Origin of the sequence: Nostoc sp. TCL240-02, from assembly GCF_013343235.1 — a bacterium.
Lineage (GTDB): Bacteria > Cyanobacteriota > Cyanobacteriia > Cyanobacteriales > Nostocaceae > Nostoc.
Genome location: NZ_CP040094.1, coordinates 5,252,682 through 5,274,904, shown reverse-complemented (window position 1 = coordinate 5,274,904; position 22,223 = coordinate 5,252,682). Strand labels below are relative to the sequence as shown.

The window sequence follows — 22,223 nt, the reverse complement described above, 5'->3', positions numbered from 1 at the left end:
TCAAATTTGTTTGAAAAAGTTTTTGATGAAAAGAAATTAATGCCAATTACTACCCTTTTAGTTCTTTAAAGAACCAGGCGATCGGCTTAATCTAAAATTGGTGATCAAACAGTTATCAGTGAACATTTTTCAAAAATTAGCTTACAACTGAGCAAAATTTCCCCACCTAAGAACATTTGGTAGGTTTAACTTGGCATCTAAAGCCCCATTTTGTAACTAATAACTAATAACTGAGTTAATAGAGGCGACTCAGTGTGTACTCAGCTATGTTAATCAATGCCTGGTGAGATTCTGAGGGTGGGAGAACTGCAAGATGTTCAATTGCTAACTTAGCATGGTGAGCAGCTAACTCCCGCGCCTGCTGTATTCCTTGACTATCTTGAATTAGTGCTAGTGCTTGCTCTAAATCTCCATCTTGAGCAAACTCCCGCTCAATTAGCATTTCCAAGGATGATTTTTCCCTTAAAGCAAATAAAACCGGCGCAGTCAGATTACCACTTTTCAAATCAGACCCCACTGGTTTACCCAAGGTATCTGTCGTACTGGTGAAATCTAGAATGTCGTCAACGATTTGAAATGCTATACCAAAATGACGACCATAGCTATACAGATGCTCAACAGTTTCCCGCGAGACTTCACTAAGTAACCCAGCAGCTTTAGAACTGTTGGCGATTAACGAAGCTGTTTTGTAATAACTCTTCTGGAGGTAAGTTTCAATAGAGATACCAGCATCAAAACGATTTAGTCCCTGCTGGATCTCCCCAGTAGCCAGATCCATAATGACTTCTGAGAGGAGTTTTACAACCTCCAAATTGTCCAAGTTTGCTAAATACCAGGACGATTGGGCAAAAAGAAAATCTCCTGCTAATATGGCAATGCGATTACCGAACAAACTATGAACGGTAGGAACGCCTCGCCGCACGTCTGATTCATCTACCACATCGTCATGTACCAAGCTTGCTGTGTGAATCATTTCTGTAATCTCAGCTAGGCGGCGATGACGCGGTGTAATATCTTGCTCTAACATTGTTGCCCGCGATATTAGCAGGACAATTGCTGGTCTGATACGCTTTCCCCCAGCTCCGAATAAATGTTCGGCTGCTGCAAACAAAATGGGGTGGCGATTTCCAACTAGCTGTTTTAGGTTATCTGCTAGTAGTCGCAGGTCTGCTTCCACAGGGGTAAACAGGGAGGTGGCTGGGGTCATGGATGGGCGGACTCTGACTTAGGTTACGAAAGTTTACATATCCTACACTCATTTTAAGATAACCCTGTGCCAGCGCAAAGTTTTCATTAGACAATCCCATTTTTATAAGTCATCGACGTTAACTAATATTAATGACGTGTTTGTCAATAAGCAATTTTGCTTAATTTGGGAGAAGTTCGAGTTTTAAATTAACTTAAAACATGCTTTCTCAGTACACAGAAACAAATACTAGCTTTAATTGTATTAAGTAGTTTGCAAGTACACGTTTACCACCACAGATCGAATCAAAATTCAAGCAATATTACTTATTGACAAAATGGATATAATTTAAATCGAGTTACGAATGGATAAAACTAAATTTCTTCAGAACTGAAGTGTAGCTATTCAAAAAATTTGAAATTTAGCAGTGGAATGGGCTTCAAATTGAGGGTCGTTGTGTTACGCTAAAATATAGGAATTTTAAATTTTTAAGATATTCACACCCCAAAGTGATTCACTTACTAAGTGATTTTACTGGCTAAGGTGATGTGAGTCTAAAATAATTAGTCGTAGCCTAAATTAAGGGAATAATCCCTTTGATTTTTCCTACGATATGCAAAACTCCTGGCTTGGAGCTATGCTACATCCCTATGGGATGCCGCTATACGTCTTCAGCGCACGTTGAGCGCAAGCATTACTCTTTTCACAGCAGTGTGAGTAAAAATAACGCAGATCAAGTAGACCGCTGAGAATCGTAGTTTTAGATTGCTAAACGGCAATCTAACTGGTGTGGTATCTATGGTCTGCAAGAAGTCTCATTAGACAATAAATTCTTTGTCCGTAGGGAATTTTATCTCTATAGGTAATTTTACCATAGAAAACTATAGCAATCAAGAATGTACTTGGTTGGCTAAGGTTCTACTAATTTTATGGAATTTTATATTCGTTTGAAAGGGTGCTAGTAGAACAATGATTTACGGAAGTATACCTATGATGATTTTTATTTTAGCGTCTGGATATTTGTTCACAGTCTACCTGTTATTAGCACTGGCAAAGCGAACGGGTACAAAGACTGTTGCTAAAAGTTTTCCTTCATCTGCCGAAGGAAAACACAAGCAGGAGATATCAGTAATGGCAAAAGTGACTGAAGCTGTTAATAGTCAGTAGTGGGTAGTGAGGAGTTAGGAGTTATTAATTCAAAACTTTTAACTCCTAATACTGATTACATCTGAATACTGATTACATCTGAGGTTGCTTGCGAACAAGGGGAAAAATCCCCTTGCCTCACTAGCTTGATTCTGTAAAGTTTCACAAAGAATTGGTATAAACCTTGTCTAGCTCGAAACCTGTGGTTTTTCTGCCAAAAAATATAAAAAACATTAGAAATGCCCTTGGTCTAAATCGTTCTATTTGTTTGGGTTGTTTTTATCCTTTTTGTCCTTGGGATCTTTTTTAGGTTTTTTAACTTCTTTATTACTTTTTCTTTCCTTCGACATTAGCGTTCTCCAACTAGGTTATTTAGTGAAAGCTTCCATATTCTGCCGTCAGTAAATCAGGAGACGAATTACCTGATATTGTTGTAAGGCAAAAAAGAAAGTATCGAAACATAAATGCTACTAACTACAATAATACGGTGTTGTTTGATTTAATGTAGCTTGAATACATCTTGCCAGAGGTTGCCCAAATTTCATCAAGATTCAGGTTACAGAGGAGAATTTTCTTTCCTGGCAATCATAAGCTAAGTAAATCGGCTTAAATAATTAAATATTTGTAGTATTTAGGCAAATAATAGCCAAAACCACATACAGTAGGGGTAATATCATGAATTTCCTCTACTGCGTGTGGTTTTGCGTAAACTCTATTCTAATCTAACTCCCTTGACTATTGCTCCAACAATTTCAATCGTTGCCACCAACGATTGAGGGGATAATAGACCACGGGTGCCCACAGACTACTAAGAATGGCAGAGGCGAGGGCGACACGCTGGTAATATGTCCAAATATCTGTTACTTTGCGTAGGCTGTGCCCGCCGTAGGCATCGCCTGTCAAAGTTAATTGCAACCCAAAGATAGTTTCTGCCAAAACTGCCATCACAAAGACAATTACAGCAATTGAAATAAAGTCTTCTTCAATAAAACGCTGTTTCTGGAGTAGACCAGTTAAAATTCCCACAATTCCTAAACTGATGGCGTGACTAGGGTTAGGTGCTGTCATGGAATCTTGAAGTAGCCCCAGAACTATACCTGCTAATGCTCCAGCAAATACCGTGCGCTTCACACTCCAAGTTACCACCCAAATTAATAGCCAGTTAGGGCCAATTCCCAATAATTCCATACCTGGCAGGCGGGTTGGTAATAATAGTAAACATAACAGTACAGAACTAGCAGTCACTATCCAACTAAACAACTGCCGTACACCGGGATGCCAACGAGAAAGCGGCTGGATTCGGAATTTCGATTTTCGCTCTGACGATTTTGGCTTTTTCTGCCTGCTAATACCAAATGCAGGAATCTTCATTTTTGTATAGATTTTCAAGGGAGAATTTACTTAGACCTTTGTGGCAGTTGATTTGCCGACTTTTCGTTTTCCGGTTCTTGGTTTTCTGGCTTTGGATAAACTGCTACCCAATCAAGAGAGCGGATTGGCGGAAAAAGCTCAATTTTTGCCACTGATGCCGGAAGTTTCTTTAAATCTAGGGACTTGATTCGTCCTACTGCCAAGCCAGATGGAAATTTCTGACTATAAGTAGATGTGGAAACTAAATCTCCTATCTTGACATTTGGGACTTTTTCATAAAATTCCAGCACAGCTTCGGCAGAAGAATCTCCTCGCAAAACGCCTTTAGCTGCTGTGCGGCTAACTGATACACCAACTTGACTCTTGAGGTCACTGATTAACAACACGCGGCTAGTATTGGGAGTTACACTCTCCACCAAACCGACTAATCCACCATCGGCCTTGACTACAAAGCCTTCCTGAATCCCTGCATTCGCGCCGCGATTCAGAGTAACTTGTTGCCACCACTGGTCAGCACTACGTCCTATTACCCTGGCTGGAATTGGCCGTGATGCCAGTGGCTCTTTTTCCACATAACCTAATAAATCTTGTAGCTTTGTCTTTTGACTTTCCAAATCTACTATACGGGTTTGCAATTCTAATATCCGGGCATCTCTGATACGTTCTTCTGGAGTTGGCCCTGACTGCAACATCTCTAATGGACGGGTAAGTGCCTGGTATGTCTCAAGCACCAATTCACCTTGAGTCTGTCGCAATACCCAAGCACTACCGACTACTAGAGCCAACAACCCGATTTGTAAGCCTTTACGATCCCACCAGCGCCGTATTGTAACCATATATACCTTTGTCTACTTATACAATTAAGTTCTATTTGGATTCTATTTATATAGAACCCAAATAGAACTCAAATAGAACTCAAGTATGATATTTTTTTGCTACATATTGCGAGAGCTTTCGGTAACAACCCGTTCTAGCTGTTTGAAGTTTTCTAACACCCGACCTGTTCCCAGCACAACACAACAGAGAGGGTCGGCGGCGATGTGGGTTACAATCCCCGTTTCATGACTAATTAAGGTATCTATGCCTTTGAGCAAAGCACCACCACCAGCTAACATGATACCTCTGTCAATAATGTCTGCTGCTAGTTCTGGAGGTGTACGTTCCAGTGTCCGCTTCACAGCTTCTATAATTACTGATAGTGGTTCCAACATACTTTCACGGATTTCTGGGCCTTTGATGGTTACAGTTCGCGGTAGACCGGAAAGCAGGTGTAAGCCTCGGATTTCCATCATGGCATCATTATCATCATGGGTAGGATACGCAGAACCAAGCCGAATCTTGATGTCTTCAGCAGTCCGTTCACCAATGACTAAGTTATGAACTTTTTTAATATACTGAATGATTGAATCAGTTAGTTCATCCCCAGCAATGCGTACTGATTCGCTGATTACTGTACCCTGAAGACTTAGCACCGCGACTTCTGTTGTACCACCACCAATATCAATAATCATGTTGCCTGTGGGTTCGGCAACCGGTAGTCCTGCACCAATGGCGGCAGCTACAGGTTCATCGATTAAATAAACTTTTCTTGCTCCTGCTTGGTGAGCCGCATCCATTACAGCCCGCCTTTCTACACCTGTGACACCACTAGGAATGCCAATGACAATTCGAGGTAAAATTAGAGATTTGCCTTCATTTACACGCTGAATAAAGCTTTTCAGCATCAACTCGGCTATATCGAAGTCAGCGATTACACCATCGCGCAAGGGGCGGAGGGCAATCACATTTCCAGGTGTGCGACCGAGCATTTTTTTGGCTTCTTCTCCTACTGCTAGGGCTACCTTTTCGTTGACATCGATAGCAACTACAGAAGGCTCTTGCAGTACAATACCTTTACCAGATACATAAACCAGGGTGTTGGCAGTACCGAGGTCGATACCCATATCCCATGATGTGCGAAAGTTCCTAAAAATACCCACGCGTCTCTAAGCCCCCTATGTGCGATACTTCTTGACTACAACGGTAAGAGTGGATTCGATTATGTTTGTATCCTGAGTTCAGCAAACTAAACTTTATTTTTATATGATTCCCAGGAATATTTACTATGTCTCAGGTTTCTCTTTTTTGATATTCTCTGGTTTGCTTAGTATATCCGTATACTTTTATGTGTTTCTCCAAGTAGTTATGTATAATTTTTCAAGTCAATTATATTGTTAACTGTTTAACACATTATTTTCAAGTGTTTCACAATTCGCTATGATAAAAGTCAGAATTCACGAGTACACTTGTACTGAAAGGTAAAACCTATGAGTATCAATATTGTCACCCTTGTTGGTCGTGTAGGCGGCGACCCAGATATAAAATATTTTGAGTCAGGTAGTGTTAAGTGTAGATTGACACTAGCCGTAAAAAGGCGATCGCGCAACAGCGACGAACCAGACTGGTTCACTCTGGAATTATGGGATAAAACGGCTGAAGTAGCAGGTAATTATGTGCGTAAAGGCAGCTTAATTGGCATCAAAGGTTCCTTAAAGTTTGACACATGGAGCGATCGCCAAACAGGAGCAAACCGTTCTACACCAATTATTAGAGTAGACCAACTGGAATTATTAGGCTCTAAGCGTGATGGAGAGGGCGGTGCAGGAGATATGTCTTCGGAACATTTTTGATTTTGATTTTGGGAATTGGGCATTGGGCACTTGTACTGAGCGAAGCCGTTGGCGCAGCCTCTCGTAGAGAAGTATTGGGCATTGATTATTAGTCCTTTGCCCTCACAAATGACAAAGGACTAATGACAAATGACTAATAACTAATTTGTAAAGTTACCGATGCTTCTACTTCCTGTTCACCACCAACGACAGGAGTGGAAGAATCAGCTACCTTGGCAGCTTCAGCCCGTAAAAACATGGGTGGTGGAGGCGCAGTAGCATTATTAACTTGAATGCTGACTATTTCTTTGGATTTGAAACCCAAGGCACTGAAAACAGCATCAGCTTGTTGTCGGGCATCTTGGGTGGCTTCTTTTAATGCTTGTTTTTGAGCAGCTGCGATCGCTTCATCATTCGCAACAAAGCTAATACCATTAATTTGTGTTGCACCCGCTTTCACTGCATCATCCAATAATGTGCCTGCTTTTTCATTAGGAATCCTAAAACTCACCGTGTTACTGGCAGCATAGCCTGTAATTCGCTGCACATTATTGGTGTAACTGTAAACTGGATTCAGTCGGATACCAGTAGTTTGTAATTTTTCGACATTTTGGCTTTTGAGGAACGCAACTACAGCCGATGAATTGCGGGCGGCTTCTTGCTGTACCTCCTCTGCTGTTTTCCCCTGAATCTCCACTCCTAAGCTAACTTGTGCCAAGGTTGTAGGAATTGTTTCAACTCCGCGGCCACTGACACTAAGGGTTCGCCACAATTTTTCCTTTTCTTGTGCCAATGTCGGTAGTACAAAAGTTGCACATAAAAGCATTGCTAAAGGCAGTATTTTCCACAAGTTTCCAGATGGAAACTGAGAACCGGGTAAAGCGGCTCTAGTCATAAGATTTGCACTCCTCAAAGTATCCACAGATGTTTTTAATAAGCGTATTTAGCAATCTTCTGGCGGCTGTTAAAAGTCAACAATCACCACAAGTTTTTCACAATTTAAGTGCGATCGCTAGATACGATTTGTATGTTCTTACTTTGACACTGCGATCGTCAAAAGCTGAAATGGTTACATTTTTTGATACTAAAAAAATTACACCAATATTTTTAAAGATTTTGTCATGATGATAAATTAATTCACCGACTTTGACTTACTACGACTTCCTAGACTGTTTGTAGTCAAAGCTTCCGAAGTTTTCTGATAGCGCTTGGTTAAGTAGACAAATGGCACAAATTAAGTTTTTGAACCTGCCAATAGCGTCTCCACAGATAGATGTTTTTCAGAAACACGTCAAAATCAAAGAGAAGGATTTTCACAGAACCCATGCATTTGTTAGATCCAATTAACTTCTCTTTTCCTCTGCTGGCTACTGCAACAGAAGCCGCAGACAATTCAATGGTAGTAGCCGCAGTGCTTCTAAGCTTAGTAGTCGTTTACCTCGCCAGCAAAGTTGGTGGAGAGTTATCAAACAAAGTGGGTTTGCCGCCCGTTTTAGGCGAACTAGTAGGTGGTGTGGTAGTTGGCATCTCTGTTTTCCACCTTTTAGTGTTTCCAGAAGGCAGCACAGACAGTTCTAACTCTTTGATCATGTCCTTCCTTCAAATCACTGCTGGTTTAAGTCCTGAAGCCACTCCAGCAGTGTTTGCAGCCCAGTCTGAGGTCATTTCCGTTTTGGCAGAGTTGGGTGTGATCATCCTGCTGTTTGAAATCGGTTTGGAGTCAAACTTAAAAGACTTAATGGCAGTTGGTATCCAAGCCACCGTCGTAGCAGTAGTGGGGGTAGTAGTACCCTTTGCTGCTGGGACTGTGGGACTGATGACTTTATTTGGAATTGCTGCTATACCCGCAATTTTTGCTGGGGCAGCTTTGACTGCCACTAGTATTGGGATTACTTCCAAGGTGCTGTCAGAGTTGGGGCGGCTCAATTCTAAAGAAGGGCAGATTATTTTAGGTGCTGCTGTAATTGACGATGTTCTAGGAATCATCGTTTTAGCGGTAGTTGCCAGCCTCGCTAAAGATGGTGTGGTGGATGTTAGCAAAGTTATTTATTTGATTATCAGCGCCACTGGTTTTATTTTGGGAGCAATTCTACTAGGGAATGTTTTCAATAAATCCTTTGTGGCGATCGCTGATCAACTCAAAACACGCGGTGGACTGGTAATACCAGCATTCATCTTCGCCTTTGCTATGGCATACCTTGCCGCCGTCATCCACTTAGAAGCGATTCTGGGAGCTTTTGCAGCGGGTTTAGTTCTAGAAGAGACAGATAAGCGCAAAGAACTGCAAAGGCAAGTCTGTCCCATTGCCGATATGTTAGTCCCAATTTTCTTTGTTACTGTTGGGGCAAAAACCGATTTGGGAGTTTTAAACCCAGCAATTCCTGACAATCGAGAAGGTCTAATTATGGCAACTTTCCTGATCATAGTAGCCATTCTCGGTAAAGTTATCACAGGCTTAAGCGTGTTCGGTCAACCGGAAATCAACCGTTTAGCGATCGGTGTGGGGATGATTCCCAGAGGGGAAGTTGGATTAGTGTTTGCTGGTGTTGGCGCAGCCAGTGGCGCTCTCTCGAAACCACTAGGGGCGGCAATTATTATGATGGTTATCTTGACAACCTTTTTAGCTCCTCCCTTGTTACGATTTGTGTTCCCAGATCCAAAAACTGTCGATGCAGGCTCAGACCAACTGGTTTTAGATGGTTCTTCTGGAACCTCGTTGGTAATTGAACCACCTAAATCGAAGATGCCAGCATCAAATGACAGTGGCAATTTGGAAGTAACTCCAGATTCTGGCGATCGCTAATCAAAATCTTGGGTAAATTATTACTGAGTTCTGAGTGATTTTCTCTCAGAACTCAGCCCTCGAAATTCAGTAAAATCACCGTATTTTGAAGATTCTGCAATTATAAAGTGGAAACTTCTCTCTCCAAATTTCCGTCCCATCTGATTGTAGAATAATCGTCTGTTTATAATTTCTACCAGCATTCGGAATGTTATTTATTTCCAGTATCCCTGGGCTTGTGAGTCATTATCTGAATATTTTCCAGGTAATTGGGGAGTAACAACCATAAATTTTGCTAGATCGTCTGACAGTAATGGGAATTATCTACTTAGTGCATTGATGGCAAAAAACAAAAAACAGTTATCAGTGAACGGTTATCAGTTATTAGTTTTCTAGCTTCCTTGGGAGTAAGATTCCTCCACCTCCAAAGGTGGAAGATTTTATATTGGGATTTCAAGCAAATATGAAATCTGATAACCGATTTAAGCGTGTCTTTATACCAGCTTAAAAATCAAACAAGGCATCAAAGATCAAGTTTAGGTGGTGACGGTGTGATGACTTACCAATGAGTTGAGATATTGAACAAGAAAGAGGCAAGGGAGCAGGGGAGATAGAAGAGAAAGGGGATGTGACCCCACCTGTTGCGCTCAATCCCGAAGGGTACGAGAACTACTGGTGGAGAAGTGGGAGACTCAGACCCATTTTCCGCTCTGTTCCATAGCAGGAGGACGGGGTCATTTTCCCCTACTTCCTTCTCCCTGCCCCTCTCCCCCTTCCCCCTGTCTCTTCGTTGACGGCTCCCATGAACGTGAATTAGGAGAAAGAACTGTGAAATTACACTGGTTACTACCCAGCACTATTGGAACTATCTTCATGCTATCGTCGCCGGCAATGGCTGCGAGACTTGAATCTTGGCGCTTTGATGCCAATCAAAACAGGCTGGAAATTAATACTGTGGGAGCAGTTCAACCCCAGGCACAACTAATTTTCAACCCGACTCGGCTGGTAATTGATTTGCCAGGAACGACATTTGGCCGTCCGCAGCTAACTCAACAGGTGGGCGGTGGAATTCGCTCAATCCGGGTTGGGCAGTTTGATACAGAAACAACACGCATAGTTGTAGAACTGACACCTGGTTATACTTTAGACCCCAAACGCGTCCAATTTGTTGGGACATCTGGCGATCGCTGGACGGTGCAATTACCTAGACCAGAAGTTGATCGAGTAGCTTCATTTCCCGCCTCACCTCCCAGAAGTGCTTACACTGTCGTTACCCCAGACTCTGAGCCCCAACCTAATATTTCAAGGGTTGCCACTACTACACGAGGGGCGACGCAAATTGAGGGCTTGACAGTAACAGGCGATGGATTGTTCCTCCGTACCAGTGGTGGCAATCCGGGGATTAAGACAATTCGCAGCCGCGATCGCGCTAGCATCTTCATAGATGTCTCTGACGCATCTTTATCACCACGTCTGGCGCAACAGAATAATCAGCCTGTTAACAAACATGGTGTTAGCCGCATCGAATTCACCCAACTACAAAACCAAACTCCTATCGTTCGCTTGACTTTGCGGGTAGATAAAAATAGCCCAGATTGGCAAGCCAGTAATAGTAACAGTGGTGGTTTGGTGGTTCTGCCTAATCGGGTTGTCAGATTACCTGGAAGTAGTAATTCGGACAATCAATCACAACCACCCTCTTTCCCTAGTAGATTATCTGCTGCTAACAACTCCCCAGCAACTATTGAGTCTGTGCAACTGGCTGATAATGGCAGACAATTGCTAATTAGAGCCGACCAAACTTTATCTACTACAGGAACCTGGGATAGATCATCCGGTGTATTCCGTGTCACAATTAACAATGCCAAGTTAGCTCCTAGAGTTACAGGCCCTACCTTTGCCCCCAATAGCCCCATTCTTCGGGTACGTCTGCAACCCCAAGGAGCCAACACAGTCGTTGTTTTAGTTCAACCAGCAGCCGGAGTGCAACTTGAGCAACCCCAGCAAATCGGCGACCAGCTTTTGGCTATACCAATACAAGGTTCTCGTCGAATTGTTTCTCTCCCCGGAAGACCCTCCTATGGTTTACCTGGGCTACCACCGCCAAATCGGGGGCCATTCCCAGACCCAAACAATCCCAATCCCCAGCCACAATTTCAACCACAGCGCCGAGTCACCAATGGACGAGTGGTAGTCATTATTGACCCCGGACATGGCGGTAAAGACTCAGGAGCGCTTGGTATTGGGGGGGCACGCGAAAAGGATGTGATCTTGCCTATTGGTAAAAGGCTGGCACAGATTTTGCAGCAAAATGGTGTACAAGTAGTTATGACTAGGGATTCTGACTATTTTGTTACCCTTCCAGGAAGAGTTCAATTAGCAGAGCGAGCTAATGCTGATGTGTTTGTTAGTATCCACGCTAACTCAGCAGGTGCGAGTCGTCCCGATGTTAATGGCTTGGAAGTCTATTATTACGACAGTGGTCTGGATCTCGCTCGCGTTGTCCGTAGTAGCATTCTCCAAAGTATTGGTACTCTCAAAGACAGGGGAGTCCGGCGAGCCAGGTTTTATGTTCTCAGAAAAAGTTCTATGCCCTCCATTCTCGTGGAAACAGGTTATATGACTGGTCGAGAAGATATGGCTAGGCTCAGAACCTCAGCTTACCAAAATCAAATGGCAGAGGCGATCGCTCGTGGCGTTCTTCAGTATTTAAAGAGAAGATAAGTAATTTAGTCGAAATTATTGAGTAAATACATCTAATCTTTACCATGTTTATCCAAATTTAGTAGTAAAACCAATTTAAGTATTATTGCGGCGGGACAAGAGTAGCATCTTTGTTATTGTCATCTGATGCTTTACAAGTCAAATTTATCTGGGCTAATGGATGGCATGGCAAAATTAAAGGAGCGTGCTATATTTTACGCCATTAGCTGTGTCTTAATAACAGCTTAATACTAAAGTGTGTGCGGTGATGGTGTGAGGATTTGCCAATATATTGAACAAGAAAGAGGCAAGGGAGCAGGGAGCAGGGAGCAGGCGAGATAGAACAGAAAGGGCGGGCATTCGACCCCACCTGTTGCGCTCAATCCCAAAGGGTACGAGAGCTAATGGTGGAGAAGTGGGAGACTCAGACCCATTTTCTGCTCTGTTCCACAGTAGGAGGATGGGGGCATTTCCCCCTGCTCCCTGCCCCTCTCCCCCTTCCCCCAGCCTCTTCGTTGACGGCTCCCATGAATGTGAATCAGGAGAAAAGACTGTGAAATTACGCTGGTTACTATCCAGTACTATTGGAACTATCTTCATGCTATCGTCGCCCGCAATGGCTGCGAAACTTGAATCTTGGCGTTTTGATGTCAATCAAAACAACCTAGAAATAAATACTGTAGGGAATGTTCAACCCCAAGCACAATTAATTTTTAACCCCACTCGTTTGGTAATTGATTTACCAGGAACGACATTTGGCCGTCCGCAGCTAACCCAACAGGTGGGCGGTGCAATTCGTGCTATCCGTGTTGGACAGTTTGACGAACAAACAACACGTATAGTCGTTGAACTGACTCCTGGTTATACTTTAGACCCCAAGGGTGTACAATTTGTTGGTAGAACTGGCGATCGCTGGATGGTGCAATTACCCACGCCAGTAGCCGAAAATGTTCCCTCAAGAAATACTGGTGGGCAACAACAAGCTATAGCAACACAACCTTCACCGAGAACATCTCCATCTGTGTTCTCACCAAGAGATATTTACAATGTGGTGAGAACAAGCCCTATTAATCCACCTAAAAACGGAATGCTTGCCGCCAGGGTAACTCAAATTGAGAACTTACAAGTTACAGGCGATGGGTTTTTCATCCGTACCAATGGTGGTAATCCTCAGATTCAGGTAAATCGTAGCAACGATCAAAGAGAAATTAACATCGACATTGCTAGCGCTACTTTATCACCAAGTCTAGAGCAACGCGATTTGTCGATTAATCGTTATGGTGTCAGCCGTATTCAGTTCAGCCAACTACAAACAAGTCCATCTGCTGTTCGCATGACTTTACAGGTGGATGAAAATAGTCAAAATTGGCGAGCAACTAATAGTAACAGTAGTGGTTTTGTGCTTCTGCCCAGTCGTGGCATTGCCCAGTTCCCTGGAGGTAATAGTAATAGTCCACGCCCCATACCATCTAGTACAGCGACTATTGAGTCTGTGCAACTGGCTAATAATGGCACACAACTGCTGATTAGAGCAGACCAAGCTTTATCTGCAACAGGAGGCTGGGATAGAACCTCTGGTCTGTACCGCATTACCATCAACAATGCTCGGTTAGCTCCCAAAGTCACAGGCCCAACTTTTAATCCTAATAGCCCTATCCTGCGAGTCCGCCTGCAACCCCAAGAATCTAATACAGTCGTTGTTTTAGTTCAGCCAGCAGCCGGAGTGCAAATTGGCGAACTTAACCAAGTTGGCGACCAGCTTTTGGCTCTAGAATTACAACGTTCTGGTAGCATTACACAGCAGCCCATTGATTTACCTCCTTTATCGCCAAACCAAGGTCAATTCCCCAACCCCATAGATAATCCCCCTCCTATATCTCGACCACAGCCTCGCCCCTCAGTTCCTAGAGGGAAATTACTAGTTGTGATTGACCCAGGACATGGTGGAAAAGACTCAGGCGCTCCCGGTATCGGTGGACTTTTAGAAAAAGATGTAATTCTGCCTATTGGTAAAAGGGTAGCTGCAATTTTAGAGCAACATGGTGTACAAGCAGTACTAACGCGGGATGCTGACTTTTTCGTAGAGCTTCAGGGACGGGTAGAAATTGCCGAACGAGTTAATGCAACTGCGTTTGTCAGTATTCATGCTAATTCTGTTGATAATCGCCCTGATGTGAATGGGTTAGAAGTATATTATTACGATAGCGGTTATGCTTTGGCGGAAGTAGTTCGCAATACCATTCTGCAAAATATCGATACAATCAAAAACCGGGGAACCCGCAAAGCCAGATTCTACGTTCTCAGGAAAAGCTCTATGCCCTCGATTTTAGTAGAAACAGGTTATATGACTGGTCGAGAAGACAATCCCAGATTGGCGACACGAGAGTATCAAAATCAGATGGCAGAAGCGATCGCTCGTGGCATCCTAAAATACTTACAGCGTTAACATAGTACAAATTACTATTAAAAGGTGGTATTTAGAATCCTTTGGCGTGCAGAATTTAGTGGTCAATTAGCCGATTGTCTGCTAAATTCTGTATTTTAAATCCCAAAACCTAAATTAATATTAGCCTGTGTATTCATCTTCGATCTTTGAAGCGAATCTTGACGATTTTTCGGCTCTTGAACCCCAATGTGCCCCAATTGGCATCTTTGACAGTGGTGTGGGTGGATTGACGGTACTTCGACAAATATATCGGCAACTCCCCAATGAATCAATTGTTTACTTTGGGGATACAGCCCGACTTCCTTATGGAATTCGTTCACAAGCAGAAATTTTACAATTTACGCGCGAAATTATTACCTGGCTAAAACAGCAGCAGGTAAAAATGGTCATTATGGCTTGTAACACCAGTTCTGCCCTAGCCCTAGAAACCGTCCGTCAAGAATTCAACATACCCATTTTGGGAGTAATTCTACCAGGTGCAAAAGCTGCGGTGCAGCAAGGAAAACGCATTGGTGTAATTGCCACTCCAGCTACGGCCAAAAGTAATGCTTATAAGCACGCCATTCTCGAAATTGCCCCTGATGTTCAAGTCTGGCAAGTTGGATGTCCAGAGTTTGTGCCACTGATTGAGCAAAACCGGATTCATGACCCCTACACTGCTGAAGTGGCACGAGCCTACTTAGAGCCTTTACTAGAGCAAGAAATTGACACCCTAGTTCATGGCTGTACCCATTATCCCCACCTGACACCAGTATTGCGATCGCTCCTCCCGTCTCAAGTCAAGCTAGTTGACCCAGCTGTTCATGTCGTGGCAGCTTGTGCCCAAGAGTTAGACTTGCTAGGTTTAAAAAATACTCACCTCCCACTACCAACTCGCTTCGCCGTTAGCGGGTGTCCACAACAATTTGCTCAGTCAGGGGTGCAGTGGCTAGGCTATACCCCGATGGTTGAAGAGGTTCGCTTTACTGATAGCGCTATTTCCCAACTTCATTAAAGGGGGCAGGGGGACAAAGAAGAGACTTGTTTAATAATTTTCCCTTATTCCTCTTATCAGAAAAATGGGTTTAAAACCCTGTGCTTCCAGCACGGCTTTAAAGTAATGAGTAATGAGTGGATAAAAAATGGGTATTTACTTATTACTTATTACTTATTACTCATTACTCCAGAATGACAGTGCGTTCATGGCGGTGAGGATGTCAACCTCCTTGTCCCTCTGCTACCTATTTGTATCAACCTTAAAGTGAAACGTAAATCAGGCAGGAGTAAATTTTAGCGAAACACCGTTCATACAGTAGCGCTTACCTGTAGGTGCAGGGCCGTCATCAAAAACATGACCAAGATGACCACCACAACGACTACAATGTACTTCAGTTCTAGTCATAAACAACGACTTATCTACAGTAGTAGCGATCGCACCTTCAATTGGGTTAAAGAAGCTGGGCCAGCCAGTACCACTGTTAAATTTGGTATCAGAGGTAAACAGTGGCAGTTCACACGCGGCACAATAATAAGTACCCTTGTCGTACTCCTTATCTAATGCGCTGGTGTGAGGGCGTTCAGTCCCGTGTTTACGCAATACATTAAACTGTTCTGGCGTTAAAATCGTGCGCCACTCTTCTTCTGGTTTGGTAATTTCAAATCCACTATTAGAAGTTGTCATCGCTTTTGCCCCCCAGTTGATATACCTTGATAACAATGCTGTGCCGACTATTACCGCACTAGCTTGTAAAAAATACCGTTTGTCCATATATCTATTATTTTCTATTTTCCGGTTAACTGGGCAATCAACTCCAGTACGGAATTCCCTACTTAATCACTATAATCAGCGATCGCTCTGAATTAGCGCTGATAAAGTGATTAAAATTAGCTAAGAAACCAAAAATTATTCTGCAATCAAACACTGTAAGGAATCGGAATCAACTGGACTTGATTTTGAATACACCTGGATGTGTAGCGACGGTCAATCATCATCTTCCTCAGAAGTAGTTGTTAGCTCCTGAGTAGTCCCCTGTTTACCCTGATTCGTCAAAAATACAAATACGCGATTGAGCCGCTTTACTCCACTGAGAGTGATTAGAGTCAGTAGCCCTCCTAATAATCCCATTTGCCACAGACCACAACCAATCGCAGCCCCTAACCCGGCCGCAGTCCAGACACAGGCGGCTGTAGTTAAACCTTTTACTTTTGGTGCCGCAGATTTTCTCGGAGACTCTTGTAAAATCAATCCGGCTCCGAGAAATCCTATCCCGGTAGCTACACCCTGAATGGTGCGACTCAGTGCATTGGTGGCAGCATAGGGACTATCGCCCTCAGCCTGCAAAGGAATCATTACGAATAGTGCTGCTCCCATACTCACGAGCATAAATGTTCTCATCCCTGCTGGTCTGCCCCCTTGCTGACGATTAAATCCAATCAGGCAACCAACCAGAAGCGCCAAAGACAATCTAAACGCTATATGTGGCCAATCGTTGGCAGTAATAAACATCGGCCCCATTACCTTTTTCCTCCTAGAGACAGAATGGAATTTTGCGCCTATTGCCAGTGAGCTAGATGGCTACCCACATTTGTAGCTGAAAACTCAAGTACAGTAAATCAATAGGTTTGGTGTACATTAAGGTTAATTTAACAGAAGGTTAGGAATAAGTAAACTAATATACACAAAACTGCCATTGCTGTATAAAGTTTTCCTGCAAAAGCGAATACTCTATAGCAGGAATTCGACCTTCTATTATGAGCTATGAATTTCTAGTCTGAGGTGAATTTTGTATATTTTTAAATGTGATGTCTGCAACGGGTTACGCCTACGTATTTTGGCTAGATCAACCAAAACTTTGAACAACATACATATCATTACCAGTATCCCCTACTAAAAGCAAGTTACTGTCATCACTTTCTAGATTTCGACTGCCAGCAATACCCTTTTGCAGGACTTTAATCAGTCTTTGGGAAGAGAAAGATTCTAATTCCACAAACTTTCCAGATTCTAACCATGCTAATTCTTCAGCAGACAAACTTTGACGAACTTCTTGAGGTAATTGTTTAGCTGCTTGCGCCGAATCTGGAGAAGATTGAATGAACATTCCGCGTTTAGTAGCGATAATTTGACTTGGCGTTAATCCGATATCAATAATTGCAATCTCGCTATTGAGAAACCAACTAGCATTGGTTTTAAGACGATAAACTAAACCAATTCCTCGTGGATTGCAATCATGCACTGCATATACTTTCAAATCGGGATTGCGGCGTAGCATTTGCATTGTGGTGTCAAAAATGCTTTGTGGATATCCAGTAATGCTGAGAATTGCACAGTTATTTTCAAAGTGAAAATTATTAGCAATTAATAGTTGAGCAATGGTAGCACTATCACAAACGACTAATCTGTCAAAACTGTAAGCAGTCACATCAGGATTAACCGTAGCTGGTGTATTGTCCTCACGCGGAAAAGGTAGGATTTTAAGAATTGAACCATTGATTTTCTGCCATCGATTTAACCAACCTTGAAAATCATTTTGAGAAAATAAAAACTCCTGTGCAAATTTAGTTTGTCCTAGCTGTCGAGTTCCCCAGTAGATCGACAACATTCCTAGAATAACGGCGATGACAAATAGACTAAATGAGTTATATATAATTAAGCTGGCATAAATTCCCACACCAATAATCATACCTCCTATTATTTGAAGACATCGAGCATATTTTTGGCGAGAGTTAATATTTGTTTTGTTTGATGTAGATTTTTTATATAAAAAAAATAAAAAGCATATATTAAATACAATTGATGCTATTAACCAAGAATTATTGCCAAACACTAACGAAGCAAAGCCCCCTATAAACCCTGGCACCCAAATATTAAAAAATAAATATATAAACAACAAACCCAATATTGAAATAGACTTGACTTTTACTCGGCTATCTAATAAATAAAAAAGCTGTTTTGGAGTGAAAAATAAGGTATTTTTTGCAGAAATATCAGCGATCGCCTTTGCAAAAAAAGGGTCAGTAATCTTAACACTACTCATACTGGTTGGTTCAAAAGCAAAGGTGTGATTGCATTTTATACACCGACCTTGATTAGCTGTCCGGTCTTTTAGTTTATTGTCAGTTCCGCAGTTAATGCACTTCATAATGGTTGCCAAATGTTATTTATTAATTGTTAGCTAATACGCTTCAGGTGAGGCTTGATCCCTCCTAACCCCCCTTAAAGAAGGTGGGAATTATCAAGAATCTGATTCGTTAGTAAAACACTGTAGTCTTCCCGCCGACGAATCAAGCGATGTGTGCCATTTTCTAGCAAGACTTCAGCAGGTTTGGGGCGGTGTAAAAAGTGAGAGGACATGGCATAACCATAAGCACCGACATCTAAAATGGCAACGATATCATCAATTTCTAACGCTGGGAGTTGGCAATTTTTACTTAGATAATCTCGTGAATAGGTGGTGTTACCACAAATATCAGTTGTGAATAAGGAGTGAAGATTGTCTGCTTGCTTCCAGGTGACGATTTCTCGGTAGCCACCGTGTACAGATGGTACTGAAAGATTGGCAACGGTGGTATCAACTCCGACAATCTGTTTTTCTCCTTGCCATTTCACAGAAACAACTTGAGCAAGCAAAGTTGCACATCCTGCGATCGCACTTCGTCCCGGTTCAATCACCAAATCAATTTTCCGCCCTAAATGAGTAATTCTCTCGCTCAACTCAGCGCCAAATATTTCCCAGTCAAAGGCTGTTTTGTTGTGATGATATGGATAGCCAAAACCACCACCAAAATCTAAATATTCCCAATCTGGTAACAGTTGTGCTGTGGCCATTACTGCATCAATCACTTGGGTAAATGCTTCTGTGGCATTGGTTCCAGTCCCTCGATAAAAGTGTAAACCACTCAGCTTTAATCCAACTTCACGAGTTAAAGCGATCGCATCACCAAATTCTTCAGGGCGCACACCAATTCGGCTATCTCCGGTAATTTCTGGTAAATTCAGGCGTAAACCCAGCCGAATATCTTTCTCTCTGACTTTGGGCAAAACTTCACAGCACAACTGTAATTGAGCGAGACTATCAAAATTGAGAGTTGTAACTCCCCAATTTAAGACTTGTAGCATCTCAGCCCGATTCAAATTGCTACCACTATAAACAATCTCACTAGGATCGAAACCAGCTTGCAATCCCAAGTAAATATCTCCTGGTGTATTAGCGTGAAGTCCCCACCCAAATGAGCGAAAAATTTTTAACAAAGCAATATTGCCATTAGTAACGCTTGCAAACCGAAATTGCTTGCAGCGATAGCTGATTGCTTTAGTAATGCGCTCAATAGTTTCACGCAAGCGATCGCCATTATAAACATAAAGCGGAGAACCATAAGTACTCAGTAACTCTTGGGCAAGTTCCCCAGAAAATGGGAAAGATGAGGGGATTAATTGCTCAGACGTGATTAATCGCGTCTCCTTTTTATCTAACCTTGCCATCGCTTGTAATTTCTCCATAGCCAACGATGTAACCAAAAAGGATGATTCCAAGACTGTTTACTTAGTTCTTCATTTAAAACATGCGATCGCCAAAGTTGCCACATAATAAGTAACCAGAGAGTCTCACCGATACGTCGGTCTTGAATAGCTGCTCCTAATTTGCCTTCAACGATTTGGGCCGCAATGTGAGGATAAAAGTGATTGTTGGCGCGAAGTGTTTCTGGATTGAGCCAGATGCCTAGTTGATGCCAAAAATCATTTAAACACCAAGAAGTTAAAGGAACCCCCATCCCCCGTTTTTGTCGCCAGACAATTTCAGGCGGGAGCCAATTTTCTACAGCCCGTTTGAGGATATATTTTTCACAAGCTCCTTGCAAACAGAGTTCTCCAGATAGGCGAAATGTCCATTCTGCCAAAGGTAAATCACAAAAAGGCGATCGCACCCATAAGCCATGAGCAAACCCCAATGCAGTTGCACGGGGATGGATATTCTGCGCCCCTTTGAGCATCAGACTGGCACGTCGGAGGCGATGTAGCAAAGATGGACACTCATCACGGTTAAGAGCCGCCAATAGCCAATCTTCAGGATGCAAATTTTGGATCTGTGCATAGACCTCTGGCTGATAAACTTGAGATTCGTATCCCCCAAGACGGTGAAAGGTGCGGAGATATTGCTGGATAAAAGTTTCCTGTCCGGCAGGATTTTCTGCCTGATAAACACCTGCGGCAATTAAAGGTTTGTTCGTCCAACCGGCAAACAATTGATCTCCACCTTCGCCGTTAAAAATTACCTGAGTTTCTTGACTCGCCCTTTGAGATAAGAGATACAACGGAACACACACGCCATCTCCAAAGGGTAAATCTAATGCTTGCACAGTTGGAATTAGGGCATTCTTGATGGAACTTGGTGTTACTTCAACTTTAATGAGGGGAATTTTGAGAAACTCGGCGACTTGTTCAGAGTATGGATATTCTGGAATACCTACATCACCAAAATCTAGGGTATATGCGCGGACTTTCACCCCTGCTTGTACCAGCAGCGCCGCTACCACAGAAGAATCGAGTCCGCCAGAGAGAAATACCGCAACAGGTTCATCCTTTAAATCCGCAATCTGTCGTTCTATGGAGTCTCTAAGGAAGGTTTGCAATTCGGTAATTGCTTTAGCCTCATCTGTTAACTGTTTTGAGGCTTCTCGCCACGAGTAGATATCCTTAGATTTAGGTGTTTGCAGCTTACCTGATTGACAATCACTTTGCCAAACTAATTCAGTTCCCGCCGTCACTGCAAACACTTCCTTAATAGGGGTTAAGGGTGTGGGAACATAAGAAAAACAGCTATAGCCATATAACCCAGAAATACTAACTTCTGACTGTGGCAAAATCGGTAAGAGTAGTTGCAGTTGTGATGCAAACCAGATAACTTGTCCTTGCTGAGTCCAATACAAAGGCATCTTTCCAAAAGCTTCTCTACCCAAAATCAGGCAGTTGTTTTCTTGGAAATTTACCCAAGCATCGAGTGAAGTGAATAATCCTGATGCTGAAATTGCAGCAATTTGATTTTCTAGCGATGGGGAATTTGCATCAAGTCCGATATAAGCAACATTCCAGATGGGAAGAGGATGATTTTCTTGTGGAGATAACTGATTTTTCTGACCTAACCCCCTAACCCCCTTCCCTGCAAGGGAAGGGGGAAAGTTCAAAGCCTTTCCCCTACAAGGGGAGAGGTTTTCCAGAACTCTAATTAACAGCGCTTCCAACTCGTGTAGAGCGCCATAACCCCAATAGCCAAGAAAGTGATGCGGGATGTTGCCCATCTAGACTATTTCACTTCAAAGGTTTCATCGCTAATCTGCCGACCTTCTAGCAACATCTGCACCTTCCAATTGCCAACAGTTGCAGCCGAATTAATCGTGTAGCGACACTGGGTATCCCAAACAGATTTATTAATTTCGCGGGTTTGATAACTGTTTTGCTTGACAATTTGACCGCTTGGGTCAATCCAATTACAGGAGAGAGCCAGCTTTTGACCCGAGGGTGCATCCTTTAAGGTGACACGGTAAAAAATTTCTGGATTGGTTTGGCGAGAAATTGTCTTCAAGTCACCGCCAGTATTTGATACCAAGGTAATGCGGTCTTGTTGAGCAGAAACACGAGAGAGTTCAGAATTGTGCTGCTGGATGAAAAATATTGTAGATGCACTCAGTATCACTAAGACTGCCACAACTCCAGAGGTAATCCATCGATTCCGGCGTTGCTGTACCTCCAGTGCTTGGCGGCGATTTAACTGAATCAGCGCTTCATCTAGTAACTCAGGCGGTAAATTCAACTCCTGTAAAATTTCTCTAACCTGCTGTTGGTCTAGTTCCGCTTCTCGACGCACTTGCAGACCTTCTACTTCTGTGACTATTTGTGCTAATTGCTCTTGAGTCAGTCGCTGCGTCATCGCTTAACTCCTGTTAAAAAAAACTTTATGGCGATTC

At 42.8% G+C, this 22,223-nt stretch carries 18 protein-coding genes; 7 read left to right on the top strand and 11 right to left on the bottom strand.

What is annotated here, in order from left to right; all coding sequences use genetic code 11:
- Window positions 1-235: 235 nt before the first annotated feature.
- On the bottom strand, window positions 236-1,207 hold the full coding sequence (gene sds / locus FBB35_RS22585; protein WP_174711506.1) for a solanesyl diphosphate synthase: 972 nt from the start codon (window positions 1,205-1,207) through the stop codon (window positions 236-238).
- Between the two features lie 948 nt (window positions 1,208-2,155).
- Between sds and FBB35_RS22580 the strand changes: the two genes are divergently transcribed.
- Window positions 2,156-2,353, top strand: coding sequence for a hypothetical protein (locus FBB35_RS22580; RefSeq protein ID WP_174711505.1), 198 nt, complete (start codon window positions 2,156-2,158; stop codon window positions 2,351-2,353).
- Between the two features lie 714 nt (window positions 2,354-3,067).
- Here the strand turns inward: FBB35_RS22580 and mreD are convergent.
- The 3 genes from mreD to FBB35_RS22565 all read right to left on the bottom strand — a co-directional run bounded on the left by mreD (window position 3,068) and on the right by FBB35_RS22565 (window position 5,646).
- A complete protein-coding gene (gene mreD / locus FBB35_RS22575; protein ID WP_174711504.1) occupies window positions 3,068-3,703 on the bottom strand; it encodes a rod shape-determining protein MreD in 636 nt (211 codons plus the stop codon).
- Between the two features lie 26 nt (window positions 3,704-3,729).
- On the bottom strand, window positions 3,730-4,539 hold the full coding sequence (gene mreC, locus FBB35_RS22570; protein WP_174711503.1) for a rod shape-determining protein MreC: 810 nt from the start codon (window positions 4,537-4,539) through the stop codon (window positions 3,730-3,732).
- 99 nt (window positions 4,540-4,638) lie between these two features.
- The gene (locus FBB35_RS22565) at window positions 4,639-5,646 is read right to left on the bottom strand and encodes a rod shape-determining protein (RefSeq protein WP_094330992.1); all 1,008 of its coding nucleotides are present in this window, start codon (window positions 5,644-5,646) and stop codon (window positions 4,639-4,641) included.
- Between the two features lie 363 nt (window positions 5,647-6,009).
- Between FBB35_RS22565 and FBB35_RS22560 the strand changes: the two genes are divergently transcribed.
- On the top strand, window positions 6,010-6,372 hold the full coding sequence (locus tag FBB35_RS22560; protein WP_174711502.1) for a single-stranded DNA-binding protein: 363 nt from the start codon (window positions 6,010-6,012) through the stop codon (window positions 6,370-6,372).
- A gap of 133 nt (window positions 6,373-6,505) precedes the next feature.
- Here the strand turns inward: FBB35_RS22560 and FBB35_RS22555 are convergent, their stop codons facing one another.
- Window positions 6,506-7,246 (bottom strand): SIMPL domain-containing protein, encoded by a 741-nt coding sequence (locus FBB35_RS22555; protein ID WP_174711501.1) that lies wholly within the window; start codon window positions 7,244-7,246, stop codon window positions 6,506-6,508.
- 29 nt (window positions 7,247-7,275) lie between these two features.
- Between FBB35_RS22555 and FBB35_RS22550 the strand changes: the two genes are divergently transcribed.
- The 5 genes from FBB35_RS22550 (at window position 7,276) to murI (ending at window position 15,276) form a co-directional block, all read left to right on the top strand.
- Complete coding sequence (locus tag FBB35_RS22550) at window positions 7,276-7,476, top strand: hypothetical protein (RefSeq protein ID WP_174711500.1); 201 nt, start codon at window positions 7,276-7,278, stop codon at window positions 7,474-7,476.
- Window positions 7,477-7,675: 199 nt separating this feature from the next.
- Entirely contained in the window at window positions 7,676-9,154 is a 1,479-nt protein-coding gene (locus FBB35_RS22545) for a cation:proton antiporter (RefSeq protein ID WP_174711499.1), read from the top strand.
- 807 nt (window positions 9,155-9,961) lie between these two features.
- Window positions 9,962-11,857 (top strand): N-acetylmuramoyl-L-alanine amidase, encoded by a 1,896-nt coding sequence (locus FBB35_RS22540; protein ID WP_174711498.1) that lies wholly within the window; start codon window positions 9,962-9,964, stop codon window positions 11,855-11,857.
- 532 nt (window positions 11,858-12,389) lie between these two features.
- Entirely contained in the window at window positions 12,390-14,282 is a 1,893-nt protein-coding gene (locus FBB35_RS22535) for an N-acetylmuramoyl-L-alanine amidase (RefSeq protein WP_174711497.1), read from the top strand.
- 127 nt (window positions 14,283-14,409) lie between these two features.
- Complete coding sequence (murI, locus tag FBB35_RS22530) at window positions 14,410-15,276, top strand: glutamate racemase (protein ID WP_174711496.1); 867 nt, start codon at window positions 14,410-14,412, stop codon at window positions 15,274-15,276.
- A gap of 258 nt (window positions 15,277-15,534) precedes the next feature.
- Here the strand turns inward: murI and msrB are convergent, their stop codons facing one another.
- From msrB to FBB35_RS22500, 6 genes are all read right to left on the bottom strand, one after another.
- Window positions 15,535-16,029: a peptide-methionine (R)-S-oxide reductase MsrB gene (msrB, locus tag FBB35_RS22525; RefSeq protein WP_174711495.1), complete on the bottom strand. Its 495-nt coding sequence runs from the start codon at window positions 16,027-16,029 to the stop codon at window positions 15,535-15,537.
- A 213-nt stretch (window positions 16,030-16,242) separates the two neighbouring features.
- Complete coding sequence (locus tag FBB35_RS22520) at window positions 16,243-16,776, bottom strand: MgtC/SapB family protein (protein WP_174711494.1); 534 nt, start codon at window positions 16,774-16,776, stop codon at window positions 16,243-16,245.
- 325 nt (window positions 16,777-17,101) lie between these two features.
- The gene (locus FBB35_RS34990) at window positions 17,102-17,944 is read right to left on the bottom strand and encodes a hypothetical protein (protein ID WP_254625666.1); all 843 of its coding nucleotides are present in this window, start codon (window positions 17,942-17,944) and stop codon (window positions 17,102-17,104) included.
- Between the two features lie 533 nt (window positions 17,945-18,477).
- On the bottom strand, window positions 18,478-19,761 hold the full coding sequence (locus FBB35_RS22510) for a decarboxylase (RefSeq protein ID WP_174711492.1): 1,284 nt from the start codon (window positions 19,759-19,761) through the stop codon (window positions 18,478-18,480).
- Window positions 19,731-21,557 (bottom strand): asparagine synthetase B, encoded by a 1,827-nt coding sequence (locus FBB35_RS22505; protein ID WP_174711491.1) that lies wholly within the window; start codon window positions 21,555-21,557, stop codon window positions 19,731-19,733. Before FBB35_RS22505 ends, FBB35_RS22510 begins: the two co-directional genes overlap by 31 nt.
- Before the next feature lie 5 nt (window positions 21,558-21,562).
- On the bottom strand, window positions 21,563-22,186 hold the full coding sequence (locus tag FBB35_RS22500; RefSeq protein ID WP_174711490.1) for a DUF3859 domain-containing protein: 624 nt from the start codon (window positions 22,184-22,186) through the stop codon (window positions 21,563-21,565).
- Window positions 22,187-22,223 lie beyond the last annotated feature (37 nt).

Excerpts from the sequence above, each read along its gene's own strand:
- sds (WP_174711506.1), bottom strand. The coding sequence starts at position 1,207 with ATGACCCCAGCCACCTCCCTGTTTACCCCTGTGGAAGCAGACCTGCGA.
- FBB35_RS22580 (WP_174711505.1), top strand. The coding sequence starts at position 2,156 with ATGATTTACGGAAGTATACCTATGATGATTTTTATTTTAGCGTCTGGA.
- mreD (WP_174711504.1), bottom strand. The coding sequence starts at position 3,703 with ATGAAGATTCCTGCATTTGGTATTAGCAGGCAGAAAAAGCCAAAATCG.
- mreC (WP_174711503.1), bottom strand. The coding sequence starts at position 4,539 with ATGGTTACAATACGGCGCTGGTGGGATCGTAAAGGCTTACAAATCGGG.
- FBB35_RS22565 (WP_094330992.1), bottom strand. The coding sequence starts at position 5,646 with ATGGGTATCGACCTCGGTACTGCCAACACCCTGGTTTATGTATCTGGT.
- FBB35_RS22560 (WP_174711502.1), top strand. The coding sequence starts at position 6,010 with ATGAGTATCAATATTGTCACCCTTGTTGGTCGTGTAGGCGGCGACCCA.
- FBB35_RS22555 (WP_174711501.1), bottom strand. The coding sequence starts at position 7,246 with ATGACTAGAGCCGCTTTACCCGGTTCTCAGTTTCCATCTGGAAACTTG.
- FBB35_RS22550 (WP_174711500.1), top strand. The coding sequence starts at position 7,276 with ATGTTTTTAATAAGCGTATTTAGCAATCTTCTGGCGGCTGTTAAAAGT.
- FBB35_RS22545 (WP_174711499.1), top strand. The coding sequence starts at position 7,676 with ATGCATTTGTTAGATCCAATTAACTTCTCTTTTCCTCTGCTGGCTACT.
- msrB (WP_174711495.1), bottom strand. The coding sequence starts at position 16,029 with ATGGACAAACGGTATTTTTTACAAGCTAGTGCGGTAATAGTCGGCACA.
- FBB35_RS22520 (WP_174711494.1), bottom strand. The coding sequence starts at position 16,776 with ATGGGGCCGATGTTTATTACTGCCAACGATTGGCCACATATAGCGTTT.
- FBB35_RS34990 (WP_254625666.1), bottom strand. The coding sequence starts at position 17,944 with ATGATTATTGGTGTGGGAATTTATGCCAGCTTAATTATATATAACTCA.
- FBB35_RS22510 (WP_174711492.1), bottom strand. The coding sequence starts at position 19,761 with ATGGAGAAATTACAAGCGATGGCAAGGTTAGATAAAAAGGAGACGCGA.
- FBB35_RS22505 (WP_174711491.1), bottom strand. The coding sequence starts at position 21,557 with ATGGGCAACATCCCGCATCACTTTCTTGGCTATTGGGGTTATGGCGCT.
- FBB35_RS22500 (WP_174711490.1), bottom strand. The coding sequence starts at position 22,186 with ATGACGCAGCGACTGACTCAAGAGCAATTAGCACAAATAGTCACAGAA.